This window comes from Pseudomonas sp. TWR3-1-1, assembly GCF_049896545.1.
In the GTDB taxonomy this organism is placed as follows: Bacteria; Pseudomonadota; Gammaproteobacteria; order Pseudomonadales; family Pseudomonadaceae; genus Aquipseudomonas; species Aquipseudomonas weihenstephanensis.
Genome location: NZ_JAFCUO010000007.1, coordinates 138,337 through 151,307, shown reverse-complemented (window position 1 = coordinate 151,307; position 12,971 = coordinate 138,337). Strand labels below are relative to the sequence as shown.

Sequence of the window (12,971 nt, the reverse complement as noted above, 5' to 3'; positions counted from 1 at the left end):
TCGTTTGTTGGCGCGCAAAGTGCCAGCTACAACTAAAGACCTGTGCCGCTGACTGCGGCAAATGTCTTCACGTTGAGGGAGTGTTCACATGGTTGGCGCATTGCTGGATCGTTTAGGGGTAAGCCCTGCGTTGTATCAACAGGGCAAGCAGCCCGTACACACGCCCATTGATGGCAGCCAGATTGCCGCCGTGCACTGGGAAGGTGGGGCCGAAGTCGAGCAGCACGTGACCCGTGCCGAACATGCTTTTGAAGCGTGGCGCAAGGTGCCGGCCCCCCGTCGTGGAGAGTTGGTGCGCCAATTTGGCGATTTACTGCGTCAATACAAAGCAGACCTGGGCGAGTTGGTGTCGTGGGAGGCGGGCAAAATCACTCAGGAAGGTTTGGGTGAAGTGCAGGAAATGATCGACATCTGCGACTTCGCGGTCGGGCTGTCCCGCCAGTTGTATGGCCTGACCATCGCCTCCGAGCGCCCCGGCCATCACATGCGTGAAACCTGGCATCCGCTGGGCGTGGTCGGGGTCATCAGCGCGTTCAACTTTCCGGTCGCGGTGTGGGCATGGAACACCACGCTGGCGCTGGTGTGCGGTAACGCAGTGATCTGGAAACCCTCCGAGAAAACCCCACTCACTGCGCTGGCCTGCCAGGCGTTGTTTGATCGCGTGCTCAGCACCTTCAGCGATGCGCCCAACTACCTCAGCCAAGTGATTATCGGTGGCCGCGACGCTGGCGAAGCCTTGGTCGATGACCCGCGTGTGGCCCTGATCAGCGCCACTGGCAGCACGCGCATGGGCCGTGAAGTGGCACCTAAAATTGCCGCGCGCTTTGCCCGCAGCATTCTTGAATTGGGCGGTAACAACGCCATGATCCTGGGGCCGAGTGCGGATCTGGACATGGCGGTACGCGCCATTCTGTTCAGCGCGGTGGGCACGGCAGGTCAACGCTGCACCAGTCTGCGCCGTTTGATAGCCCATGAATCGGTGAAAGACGAGATCGTTACCCGGCTCAAAGCCGCCTATTCCAACGTCCGTATCGGCCACCCGCTGGAGGGCAATTTGGTCGGGCCGCTGATTGACAAACACAGCTTTGAAAACATGCAGGATGCGCTGGAGCAGGCCCTGAGCGAAGGCGGGCGGGTGTTTGGTGGTGAGCGTCAATTGGTCAGCCATTATCCCCACGCGTACTACGTCAGCCCGGCGATTGTTGAAATGCCCGAGCAGAGCGAGGTGATGTGCAACGAGACCTTTGCGCCCATTTTGTACGTAGTCGGTTACAGCGAATTCGCTGAGGCGCTGCGCCTCAATAACGCCGTGCCGCAGGGTTTGTCGTCGTGCATCTTTACCACCGACGTGCGTGAGGCTGAGCAGTTTATGTCGGCGACGGGCAGTGATTGCGGGATTGCCAACGTCAATATCGGGCCCAGTGGTGCGGAAATTGGCGGCGCGTTTGGTGGCGAAAAAGAAACGGGCGGCGGGCGTGAGTCGGGTTCGGATGCGTGGCGTGGCTACATGCGGCGCCAGACCAATACCGTCAACTACTCACTGGAGTTGCCGTTGGCACAGGGCATTACCTTTGACTGATGTGATGTTTGCCCTTGGGTTAGGTTTCATTTTGGAGCTTGGCAATGCCACTACAAGAACAATGTCTGTGGGAAACCCTCACGCCACAACGCCCCCAATCGCCCGCGTTCAAGGGCGAATTAAACGTTGATGTGTGTGTGATTGGAGCCGGCATTACCGGTTTATCCAGTGCGATCCATTTACTCGAACAAGGCAAAAGCGTCTGCGTGCTCGAAGCCCATCGCACCGGTCACGGCGGCTCGGGGCGAAATGTGGGGCTGGTGAACGCGGGGATGTGGATTGCCCCCGATGACATCGAAGCCGGATTTGGCAACACCGTGGGCAGCCAGCTCAACCGTATGCTTGGCGCTGCGCCTGCCTTGGTGTTCAGCCTGATTGATACCTACAACATTGATTGCCAACTGCGCCGCGAAGGCACGTTGCACATGGCGCATAACGCCAAGGGTGAAGCGGACCTGCGCAGCCGTGAGCAACAATGGAAACGTCGCGGTGCGCCCGTGGAACTTCTGACCGGCGCCGCCTGCGAAGCGGCCACCGGCACTGCAAAAATTGCGGCAGCCTTGCTGGATCGACGTGCCGGTACGCTCAATCCTATGGCTTACACATCCGGCTTGGCCAAGGCCGCCAGTGATTTGGGCGCGCGCCTGTTCGATCACTCGCCCGTTACCGGGCTAGAGCGCCAGGGGCAGCGCTGGTCAGTGCGCACGGCCCTTGGTGCGGTCAGTGCTGAGCAGGTGGTGCTGGCCTCCAATGCCTATACCGAAGGCGAATGGACTGACTTGCGGCGGCATTTTTTCCCCGGTTATTACTACCAGGTGGCGTCCAAACCCCTGACGGACGAGGCCGCGCAACGCATCTTGCCCGGCGGTCAAGGCTCCTGGGACACGCGACAGGTACTGAGCAGCATCCGCAGGGATGCCGAGGGCCGCTTGCTGCTCGGCAGCCTGGGCAATGGCAACCAAAAACCGGCGTGGTTCCTCAAAGCCTGGGCCGACCGGGTGCAAAAGCACTACTTCCCGTACTTGAAAGGCGTGGAGTGGGAATGCACCTGGACCGGTTGCATTGCGTTTACCCCAGACCACTTGATGCGTTTATTTGAGCCTGCCCCCGGTTTAGTCGCGGTCACCGGTTACAACGGCCGGGGCGTGACCACTGGCAGCGTGGTGGGCAAGGCGTTTGCCGATTATCTGTGCCATGGCGACGCCAAGGCCCTGCCGATCCCTTTTTCTGCCATGCAACCGCTCTCGGGCACCGGTTTGCGCAGTTGTTTATATGAGGCCGGCTTTTCGCTGTACCACGCGGGGCAGTGTTTGAGAATCGTCATATAGCCCGGCGTTTATCTGCGTAGCGTCTAGCCTCACATGGTGCGGGCTGTAGCAATCACGCACCGGGAGTGTGCAGTTAGGTGACGCAGGTGGTTACAGGTTGCCTGCGCACCCCAGGGCGATCCGGTTGCGCTACACGGGTGCGCAGGTAGCACCCGGCAACCATCAACAGTTTCACCTTCCTCGGTTTAGACGGTTGCACGCCCAATAAAAATGGGCCCGAAACAGTCGATAAAACAATAAGACAACGGCTTTTATAAGAATAAAAAACCAATGGCACGCGCCTTGCTCAGCGCTTTACGTGAAGTCGAAGTGCCTACTAAAAACCTCAGGAGCATCACCTCATGTCGCAGACGTTCTATAAGAAAGGTTTTCTGGCCCTCGCAGTGGCGACTGCGCTGGGTGTTTCTACGTTTGTTCAGGCTGATTTAAAAATTGGTGTAGCGGGTCCGATGACCGGCGCCAATGCGGCATTTGGTGAGCAGTACATGAAGGGCGCGCAGGCGGCAGCCGATACGATCAACGCCGCAGGGGGCATCAACGGCGAAAAAATCATGTTGGTCAAAGGCGACGATGCTTGTGAACCTAAACAGGCGGTAGCGGTGGCCAACCGTTTGGTCGATCAGGACAAGGTTGCGGCAGTTGTGGGGCACTTCTGTTCTTCGTCCACGATTCCGGCTTCTGAGGTGTATGCCGATGCGGGTGTGATCGCAATCACGCCGGGTTCCACCAACCCGGCAGTCACCGAGCGCGGCCTGAGCGCCATGTTCCGTATGTGCGGGCGCGACGATCAGCAAGGCATCGTGGCGGCGGACTACATTGTCGACGTGCTCAAAGGCAAAAAAGTGGTGGTGCTGCATGACAAGGACACCTACGGTCAAGGCCTGGCCGATGCCACCAAAGCCCAACTGATCAAACGTGGCGTCGAGCCGGTGCTGTACGAAGGCCTGACCCGTGGCGAAAAAGATTTCAGTGCCGTGGTGACCAAGATCCGTTCAACCGGCGCCGATGTTGTGTATTTCGGCGGGCTGCACCCGGAAGCCGGCCCTCTGGTGCGCCAATTGCGTGAGCAGGGTCTTAAAGACGTGAAGTTCATGTCCGATGATGGCGTGGTCACTGATGAGCTGGTCACCACCGCAGGTGGCCCGCAATACGTTGAAGGTGTGTACATGACCTTTGGTGCTGACCCACGCCTGCTGCCTGACAGCAAAGCGGTGGTGGACCAGTTCCGCAAAGCTGGCACCGAGCCTGAAGGCTACACCTTGTATGCCTACGCCTCGATTCAAGCCTTGGCTCAAGCGTTCAACGGCGCTAAATCCAATAAAGGCGAAGACGCTGCCAAATGGCTCAAAGCCAACCCGGTGAAAACCGTGATGGGCGAAAAAGCCTGGGACAGCAAAGGCGACCTCAAAGTCTCTGACTACGTGGTGTATCAGTGGGACAAAGACGGCAAGTATCACCAGCTGGAAAAACAGAAGTGAGATGACCCCCACCCCTGAACGGCGCTTGGGCGACCGTTCAGGCGGGTGACATCTGCCTCACCTGTCTTCTTTTCCAGGAGCCACGCAAACCCTGCCAAACAAGCTGTCCGCGGACGGCGTGGGAGGCGTGTGTCTGCGTGATGGCTCCAGTGCGTGAGATTGCGTTATGGACGGTATATTCCTACAGCAACTGCTGAACGGCCTGACCCTCGGGTCTGTCTACGGCCTGATCGCCATCGGCTACACAATGGTCTACGGCATCATCGGCATGATCAACTTCGCCCATGGCGAGGTGTACATGATTTCTGCTTACCTGGCGGCAATCAGTCTGGCTCTGTTGGCCTATTTCGGTATTGAGTCCTTTCCGCTCCTGATGCTCGGCACGTTGATTTTCACCGTGGTGGTCACTGGCGTGTATGGCTGGGTGATCGAGCGCGTGGCCTACAAGCCCCTGCGAAACTCCACGCGACTGGCACCGCTGATCAGTGCCATCGGTATTTCCCTGATCCTGCAAAACTACGTACAAATCGCTCAGGGTTCGCGCCAACAAGGCGTGCCTACGTTGCTCAGCGGTGCGTGGCGAGTCGATATCGGCTCAGGCTTCGTGCAACTCACGTACACCAAAGTCTTCATTCTGGTCGCGGCCTTCATCGGCATGGGCCTGCTCACTTACATCATCAAGTACACCAAACTGGGCCGCATGTGCCGCGCCACCCAACAAGACCGCAAAATGGCCTCCATTCTGGGCATCAACACGGATCGGGTGATTTCTTACGTGTTCGTGATCGGCGCCGCAATGGCCGCCCTGGCCGGTGTGCTGATCACCATGAACTACGGCACTTTTGACTTTTATGCAGGCTTCATCATTGGCATCAAGGCGTTCACGGCGGCGGTGCTTGGCGGGATTGGATCGCTGCCCGGCGCCATGCTCGGGGGCATCATTCTGGGGATTTCCGAGTCGCTGTTCGCAGGGCTGGTTAACTCGGACTACAAAGACGTGTTCAGTTTCTCGCTGCTGGTGCTGATCCTGATCTTCCGTCCTCAAGGCCTGTTGGGTCGTCCTCTCGTGGCGAAGGTGTGAGTATGTCTGCGGCCATTAATAAACCGATTGATATCAAAAAAAGCCTTGTCGACTCGATCCTTGCCGGGTTGATCTCCTTGATTGTGTTCGGGCCCATCGTGGGCGTGGTGCTCGACGGTTACAGTTTCAACTTGCAACCGGCGCGGGTGGGCTGGCTGGTGGCGATAGTGATGGCAGGGCGCTTTGCCCTGAGCCTTTTTTTGCAAACGCCCAAGGGCCTCAAAGTGCTTCAAGGCTTTGAGTCCACGGGATCTGGCGTGCACGTGTTGCCCCCGGATTACAAAACGCGACTGCGCTGGATCGTGCCGCTGCTGATCGTGATCGCCATCGTGTTTCCTTTCTTTGCCAACAAATACCTGCTGACCGTGGTGATTCTGGGCCTGATCTACGTGCTGCTCGGCCTGGGCCTGAATATCGTGGTGGGGCTGGCGGGCCTGCTCGACCTCGGCTATGTGGCGTTCTATGCCATCGGGGCTTATGGGCTGGCGCTCGGCTATCAATACCTGGGGCTGGGGTTCTGGACGGTGCTGCCACTGGCGGCGATTGCGGCAGCGATGGCGGGGTGCATTCTGGGGTTTCCGGTGCTGCGCATGCACGGCGATTACCTGGCCATCGTGACGCTGGGGTTTGGTGAAATCATCCGGCTGGTGCTCAACAACTGGCTGTCGTTTACCGGTGGGCCAAACGGCATGCCCGTCCCGTCGCCGACGTTTTTCGGTCTGGAGTTCGGGCGCCGGGCCAAAGATGGCGGGGTGCCTTTCCACGAGTTCTTCGGTCTGGACTACAACCCCAATATCAAATTCCTGTTCATCTATATCGTGCTGTTTCTGGTGGTGCTGCTGGTGCTGTACATCAAGCATCGCTTGACCCGCATGCCAATCGGTCGCGCGTGGGAAGCCCTGCGTGAGGACGAAATCGCCTGCCGTGCGATGGGCCTTAACCATGTGCTGGTCAAACTCTCGGCCTTCACGTTGGGTGCCTCTACCGCTGGGCTGGCCGGTGTGTTTTTCGCCAGTTACCAGGGGTTTGTGAACCCTTCCTCGTTCACCTTTTTTGAGTCGGCGCTGATTTTGGCGATTGTGGTGCTCGGCGGCATGGGCTCGACCGTGGGCGTGGTGATTGCCGCGTTCGTGTTGACCGTGGCGCCGGAACTGCTGCGCAGCTTTGCTGAATACCGCGTGCTGCTGTTTGGCGTGCTGATGGTGTTGATGATGATTTGGCGGCCACGCGGCCTGATCCGTATCAGCCGGGTGGGGGTTACACCACGCAAGGGAGTCGCGCCATGAACGAGCCTTCTATGGACAAAGACATCGTGCTCTCGGTGGACAAACTGATGATGCATTTCGGCGGCATCAAGGCCCTGAGCGATGTCAGCCTCAAGGTCAGACGCAATTCGATCTTCGCCCTGATCGGGCCTAACGGGGCAGGCAAAACCACGGTTTTCAACTGCCTGACCGGTTTTTACAAAGCCAGTGGCGGCAAAATCGAACTCAGTGCCCGTGGCACCCGCACCAACGTGATCCAGCTGTTGGGCGAACCGTTTCGCGTGACCGACTTCATTTCGCCCAAAGCCTTCGCCAGCCGTTTGTATTACAAAATGTTCGGCGGCACTCATTTGGTGAATCGCGCAGGTCTGGCGCGTACGTTTCAGAACATTCGTCTGTTCAAGGAAATGTCCGTGCTGGAAAACCTCTTAGTGGCTCAGCACATGTGGGTCAACCGCAACATGCTGGCGGGCATCCTGAACACCCAGGGCTATCGCAAGGCCGAAAGCGATGCCCTCGACCATGCGTTTTACTGGCTCGAAGTAGTGGACCTGGTGGACTGCGCCAACCGTTTGGCCGGGGAGCTGTCTTACGGGCAGCAGCGGCGCCTGGAGATTGCCCGGGCCATGTGTACGCGCCCGCAAATCATCTGCCTCGACGAACCGGCCGCCGGGCTCAACCCACAAGAAACCGAAGCGCTGAGCGGCATGATTCGCCTGTTACGCGACGAGCACGACCTGACGGTGGTGCTGATTGAGCACGACATGGGCATGGTCATGAGCATTTCCGATCACATTGTGGTGCTCGACCACGGCAACGTGATCGCCGAGGGTGGCCCGCAGGCCATTCGCAATGACCCGAAAGTGATCGCGGCTTACCTCGGTGCTGACGAAGAGGAACTGATATGAGCCACCCGATCCTCGAACTCAAAGCGCTGGATGTCCATTACGGGCCGATTCAGGCGCTGAAAAAGGTTTCGATGCACATTGATGAGGGCGAAACCGTGAGCCTTATCGGCTCCAATGGCGCGGGAAAGTCCACTTTGCTGATGTCGATTTTTGGTCAGCCTCGTGCCAGTGGTGGCCAGATTATTTACCAGGGTGTCGACATTACCCAAAAGTCATCGCATTACATTGCCTCCAATGGCATTGCCCAATCGCCGGAGGGGCGGCGGGTGTTCCCGGACATGAGCGTTGAGGAAAACCTGCTGATGGGCACCATTCCCATTGGCGACAAGCACGCGGGCGAAGACATGCAACGCATGTTCGAACTGTTCCCGCGCCTCAAGGAGCGGCGAAACCAGCGGGCCATGACCATGTCGGGTGGCGAGCAGCAGATGCTCGCCATCGCCCGGGCGCTGATGAGCCGACCCAAGCTGCTGCTACTGGACGAGCCGAGCTTGGGGTTGGCACCGATTGTGGTGAAACAGATTTTTGCCACCTTGCGTGAACTGGCGAAAACCGGCATGACCATTTTTTTGGTCGAGCAGAACGCCAACCATGCGCTGCGCCTGTCTGACCGGGCCTACGTGATGGTCAATGGCGAAATCCGCCTGACCGGCACCGGTAAAGAATTGCTCAGCAATGAAGAGGTGCGCAACGCGTATCTGGGCGGGCATTAAGCGTTAACGGGCGTCTCGAATATCCCATCGCCTTGTAGGCGCGAGCGTACTCGCGATGGGTTTGTCGAGGTTTGCCTGTCAGAGCCGTACCGAGTGCTTTCGTGAACAGGCGTGCATCAACAACAAAATTGAGACCCCCTCAAATTGTGGAAAACAAAATTGCGGGGCTGCGAAAGCGCGACATAAAGACGCTGTAAACCCCTGTTTTGTCATCATTTTGACTTGTCCCCGTTTGCTGTGGAGGTGGCTGTGGGTAACGTGGGAGTAGTTGGCTGTAGCCCTTTGTTTATAAGGCGTGTAGAGGTGTGATTGTTTTTTGATCAGCTTCTTTTGGTTGCCCGCGCGGTCGATTTGTCAACAGCTTTGTTGATAAAGATAAGGCGCTGAAAATGCTCCGTCAGCCTGTGGATAAGTCTGTGGTTAAACTCTGGAAAGAATGCCCTGAGTGCCGTAAAGACTGGCCTCTGGCTATCCCCTTGGTTGCCTGGCGCCGCACCTTTTTGGGGCGGCTGCATGCGGCTTGTGTTCCGGTCAAGTAAAAAACGCTTAAAAGTTGGCTGAAAGCCTTGTATGCCGTGGCTTTGCGTTTTTCGACTTGCCCCCAAAGACTGTGGACGGGCCTGTGGATAAGGTGAGTGCATATGGCGCTATCCCTTATGCAGCACGGCTTTGACGCCGCTGGTTGTTTTTTGTACAGCTGAACGCGGTGAACGCTATTCGGGTTGCCGCTCAACCGCAGTCGGGGCATTCTGCTCGGCGTCCCATTTCAACGGCGGACACTGCCCGCCAGCCAAGGAGAACACGATGACTTCCACCCTGTTTATTACCGGCGCGACTTCTGGATTTGGTGAGGCGTGTGCCCGCAAGTTTGCACAAGCAGGCTGGAAACTGGTGCTGACCGGCCGCCGTAAAGAACGCCTGGAGGCACTGTGCGAAGAGTTGTCCAAACACACTGAAGTACATGGCCTGGTGGTGGACGTACGTGATCGTGCGGCGATGGAGCAGGCGATTGCCAATTTGCCGCCTGCATTCAGCAAGCTGCGTGGGCTTATCAACAACGCAGGTCTGGCCGTAGGGACCGACCCGGCCCCGCAATGCAAACTCGACGATTGGGAAACCATGGTCGATACCAATATCAAGGGCCTGCTCTACACCACTAATCTGCTGTTGCCGCGTCTTATTGCCTACGGTCGTGGAGCCGGGATCGTCAACTTGGGTTCCATTGCCGGTAACTACCCTTACCCCGGCAGCCATGTGTATGGCGGCACCAAAGCGTTTGTGAAGCAATTTTCCCTGAACCTGCGTTGCGACTTGCAAGGCACCGGTGTGCGCGTCAGCAACATTGAGCCGGGGTTGTGCGAGAGCGAATTCTCGATGGTGCGTTTCGGTGGTGACCAGGCGCGTTACGACGCCACCTACCAAGGGGCTGAGCCGATTCAGCCGCAGGACATCGCCGAGACCATTTTCTGGGTGCTCAACACCCCGGCGCACATCAACATTAATCGCCTTGAGCTGATGCCCGTTACGCAGTCCTGGAGCGGTTTTGCCATCCACAGGCACGCCAAGGAGTAAACTCGCGCCTGGCAGCCCGTCCGCGACCCCTGAGAGGGGTCGCACTCAATAGGGCTGAAAGGAGTTTTTGTGAGTAACCGTGGTGAGCAGAAACTGCTCAAACAATCGACTGTTCTGATGTTCGCGGTGGCCATTGCCGGCATCGTGACGGGTTTTATGTCAGGTTCCCAATCCATCCTGTTTGATGGATTCTTCTCGTTGATCGCGACCTTTATCAAAGTGTTGATGCTGATTACAGCGCAACTTATTGCCAAAGAAAGTAACCAGCGCTTCCAGTTCGGCTTCTGGCACCTTGAGCCAATGGTGTTGTTGATTGAAGGTAGCTTCCTGTTATTGATTGCGATCTACGCCTTTTTGAACGGTGTTTTCGGCATCATCAATGGCGGACGCGATATCGAATTGGGGTTGGTCATCGTCTATGCGGCGGTGTTTACCGTGATCGAATTCGGCTATTACTTCTGGGTGCGGCGCAAAAACCGCAAATTGAAATCGACACTGATCCAGTTCGACAACATCAGTTGGCTGGTAGACGCGATGTTGTCGGTGGGGCTGTTGATAAGTTTTGTCACGGCATTGGCCTTAAAACATCAAGGTTATGCACAGTGGGCGGCTTACGTAGACCCGGCGATTTTGATTGTGCTGGCCCTGAGCATGCTGGCGCCTGCATTCAAGATCCTCAAACCGGCGTTGCGCGATGTGCTGGGCATTGCCCCGGACGCATTGGACGACAAAGTGCGTGATGCACTGGAAATCGCTTCAGCGCGCCATGGTTTTGAAGGCTATAAAACCTATGTGCAGAAACATGGACGGGCGCGGTTTATCGAGATCCACATTGTGTTGCCAGCGGGTTACCCGCTGACCAGCGTGAAAACCCTCGATGCCCTGCGCGAAGAAATCTCCCAATTGCTGGGCAAGGCGGACAGTGCACGCTGGCTGACCATCAGCTTCACCGGCGATCGCAAATGGATTGCATAAAGCGCGTGGGTTCACTTTGTAGCCGTTGAGGAGTAGCGCGAAGCTACGTCCGGGCGCGGAGCGCTCGCTAAACCTGGCAACGCGCAGCATCCGGCATACCGCTGTCAGCCGGTTTACGCTTGCTTCGCAATCGGACGTCGCCTGCGCCAACGGCTACGTTCGGGCTATTGCGTGAGCAGCCCTTGGCGTTCGATGAACGCAACAATCGTGTCCAGGCCATGCCCGGTTTTCTGGTTGCTGAACACAAACGGCTTGTCGCCGCGCATGCGGCGCGTGTCGCTGTCCATCAGTTCCAGGGAGGCGCCCACCAGCGGTGCCAGGTCGATCTTGTTGATCACCAGCAAGTCTGATTTGCAAATCCCCGGCCCGCCTTTGCGCGGTAACTTGTCGCCCGCTGATACGTCGATCACGTAGATCGTCAGGTCAGACAATTCAGGGCTGAAAGTCGCCGATAAGTTATCCCCACCCGATTCCACCAAAATCACGTCCAGCCCCGGGAAGCGGCGGTTCAATTGGTCCACTGCTTCAAGGTTGATCGACGCATCTTCGCGGATCGCGGTGTGCGGGCAGCCGCCGGTTTCTACGCCGATAATGCGCTCCGGGGCCAACGCCTCGTTGCGCACCAAAAAGTCAGCGTCTTCGCGGGTGTAAATGTCGTTGGTGACCACGGCCAGGTTATAGCGTTCGCGCAACGCCAGGCACAGCGCGAGGGTGAGTGCGGTTTTACCGGAGCCTACCGGGCCACCGATGCCGACACGCAGGGGTTGTGCGTTCATTCAAATCTCCTAGGAACGAAACAGGCGGCTGTACTGGCGCTCGTGGGCCATGCTCGCTAATGACAGGCCAAAAGCGGCACTGCCCATGTGGGATAAATCGAGGTTGCTGGCGTGCAGTTGCGCCAGCTGCAAGCTGGGGGACAACTCGCTGGTCATGCGTTGTGCGGCTTGTTGGCCCAACGGCAGGGTTTTCATCAGCACCGCCAACTGATTTTCCAGCCAGCTCCAGAGCCAGGCGGCCAGTGCATCTTGCGGGCTAATGCCCCACGCGCGGGCAGCCAAGGCCCAGCCCAGTGCCAGATGCGGCTCGCGCTGTTGTACAAGGAAGTGGCGCGCTGGCTCGTCCAGTTCAGGTAAGCCGGTGAGCAGTTGCTGCAAGGAATACCCCATCTGCCGGCTTTCCTGATGCAGCTCGCGGGTCTCGCGACTGGCGCGGTGTTGGTCGCAAAAATGTTGCAGGGTGCCCCAGTCTTCTTGCGCGGCGGCCAGGCAATGGGCAAGCAATAACGGCGCTTCGAAGCGTGCCAGATTGAGCAGTAGCTGATCGTTAATCCAGCGTGCAGCGCTGACCGGGTCGTGCACACGGCCTTGTTCAACCGCCATTTCCAACCCTTGTGAATAGCTGTAGCCGCCGATTGGCAGCTGTGGGCTGGCCAGACGCAATAGCGCCCAGGCCGGACTCACAAACGCACGCCAAACTGGTGGATTTTGGGCGCGTAGTTGAAGTCTTCTTCGCCCGCCCGTGAATGATGATGCCCGCCGCCGTAGGCGCCGTGTTCGGGGTGAAACGGCGCTTCAATGGCGTCGGTGTGGGCGCCCAACTGTTCAAGCATCGCCTTGAGCACGTAGTCATCGAGCAGGCGCAGCCAGCCGTCACCCACTTGCAACGCCACATGGCGGTTGCCCAAGTGATAGGCGGCGCGGGTCAGCTCAAAGGTATTGCTGCAGGTCACGTGCAGTAACTGCTCAGGGCGAGCACAGACGCGCACGATGCGTCCGTCCTGAGCCTGGAGGCATTCGCCGTCATGCAGTGGCGGCTGACCGCGCTCAAGGAACAAACCGACATCTTCGCCTTCACTGCTGAAACAGCGCAGGCGACTTTTGCTTCGGGCTTCGAAGTTGAGGTGCAACTCGGCGCTCCACACGGGGTGGGCGTCGACTCTTCGGTGAATGACCAGCATCGGAAGGCTTCCTGCGATTGACGATATACGTGCTCAGAGCAAGGGGCTTGCCAACCTTGCAGTGGGCTGCACTTTTCGTGGAATCGTAAGCTCAAAAAGAGGGCAGGAAGATGAA

12 protein-coding genes are annotated in these 12,971 nt (G+C 57.9%); 9 read left to right on the top strand and 3 right to left on the bottom strand.

The genetic code is table 11. The features are described from left to right. The first annotated feature begins 88 nt into the window (after nucleotides 1–88). The 9 genes from ACP7A4_RS16350 to ACP7A4_RS16310 all read left to right on the top strand — a co-directional run bounded on the left by ACP7A4_RS16350 (nucleotide 89) and on the right by ACP7A4_RS16310 (nucleotide 10,899). Nucleotides 89–1,579 carry an aldehyde dehydrogenase family protein gene (locus tag ACP7A4_RS16350; protein ID WP_426247790.1) on the top strand — a complete coding sequence of 497 codons (1,491 nt, stop codon included), beginning with the start codon at nucleotides 89–91 and terminating at the stop codon, nucleotides 1,577–1,579. A gap of 44 nt (nucleotides 1,580–1,623) precedes the next feature. After that, on the top strand, nucleotides 1,624–2,907 hold the full coding sequence (locus ACP7A4_RS16345; RefSeq protein ID WP_426247789.1) for an NAD(P)/FAD-dependent oxidoreductase: 1,284 nt from the start codon (nucleotides 1,624–1,626) through the stop codon (nucleotides 2,905–2,907). Between the two features lie 341 nt (nucleotides 2,908–3,248). Then, on the top strand, nucleotides 3,249–4,385 hold the full coding sequence (locus tag ACP7A4_RS16340) for a branched-chain amino acid ABC transporter substrate-binding protein (protein ID WP_059763459.1): 1,137 nt from the start codon (nucleotides 3,249–3,251) through the stop codon (nucleotides 4,383–4,385). Nucleotides 4,386–4,551: 166 nt separating this feature from the next. Beyond that, complete coding sequence (locus ACP7A4_RS16335) at nucleotides 4,552–5,466, top strand: ABC transporter permease subunit (protein WP_203303037.1); 915 nt, start codon at nucleotides 4,552–4,554, stop codon at nucleotides 5,464–5,466. 2 nt (nucleotides 5,467–5,468) lie between these two features. Then, nucleotides 5,469–6,752, top strand: coding sequence for a high-affinity branched-chain amino acid ABC transporter permease LivM (livM, locus tag ACP7A4_RS16330; protein WP_048364420.1), 1,284 nt, complete (start codon nucleotides 5,469–5,471; stop codon nucleotides 6,750–6,752). 11 nt (nucleotides 6,753–6,763) lie between these two features. Then, nucleotides 6,764–7,639, top strand: a complete 876-nt coding sequence (locus tag ACP7A4_RS16325; RefSeq protein ID WP_048364419.1) for an ABC transporter ATP-binding protein — start codon at nucleotides 6,764–6,766, stop codon at nucleotides 7,637–7,639. Further along, nucleotides 7,636–8,352 (top strand): ABC transporter ATP-binding protein, encoded by a 717-nt coding sequence (locus ACP7A4_RS16320; RefSeq protein WP_203303036.1) that lies wholly within the window; start codon nucleotides 7,636–7,638, stop codon nucleotides 8,350–8,352. Before ACP7A4_RS16325 ends, ACP7A4_RS16320 begins: the two co-directional genes overlap by 4 nt. Nucleotides 8,353–9,156: 804 nt before the next feature. Next, the gene (locus ACP7A4_RS16315; protein ID WP_059763455.1) at nucleotides 9,157–9,924 is read left to right on the top strand and encodes an SDR family oxidoreductase; all 768 of its coding nucleotides are present in this window, start codon (nucleotides 9,157–9,159) and stop codon (nucleotides 9,922–9,924) included. 69 nt (nucleotides 9,925–9,993) lie between these two features. After that, complete coding sequence (locus tag ACP7A4_RS16310) at nucleotides 9,994–10,899, top strand: cation diffusion facilitator family transporter (protein WP_059763454.1); 906 nt, start codon at nucleotides 9,994–9,996, stop codon at nucleotides 10,897–10,899. A 164-nt stretch (nucleotides 10,900–11,063) separates the two neighbouring features. Here ACP7A4_RS16310 and ureG read toward each other — a convergent pair whose 3' ends face one another. Genes ureG through ureE form a run of 3 tightly spaced genes read right to left on the bottom strand, consistent with a single transcriptional unit; the run spans nucleotide 11,064 to nucleotide 12,856 of the window. Beyond that, nucleotides 11,064–11,675, bottom strand: coding sequence for an urease accessory protein UreG (gene ureG, locus ACP7A4_RS16305; RefSeq protein WP_059763453.1), 612 nt, complete (start codon nucleotides 11,673–11,675; stop codon nucleotides 11,064–11,066). A gap of 9 nt (nucleotides 11,676–11,684) precedes the next feature. Then, a complete protein-coding gene (locus ACP7A4_RS16300) occupies nucleotides 11,685–12,359 on the bottom strand; it encodes an urease accessory protein UreF (protein WP_426247788.1) in 675 nt (224 codons plus the stop codon). Continuing rightward, nucleotides 12,356–12,856: an urease accessory protein UreE gene (gene ureE / locus ACP7A4_RS16295; RefSeq protein WP_426247787.1), complete on the bottom strand. Its 501-nt coding sequence runs from the start codon at nucleotides 12,854–12,856 to the stop codon at nucleotides 12,356–12,358. Before ureE ends, ACP7A4_RS16300 begins: the two co-directional genes overlap by 4 nt. Between the last annotated feature and the right edge of the window lie 115 nt (nucleotides 12,857–12,971).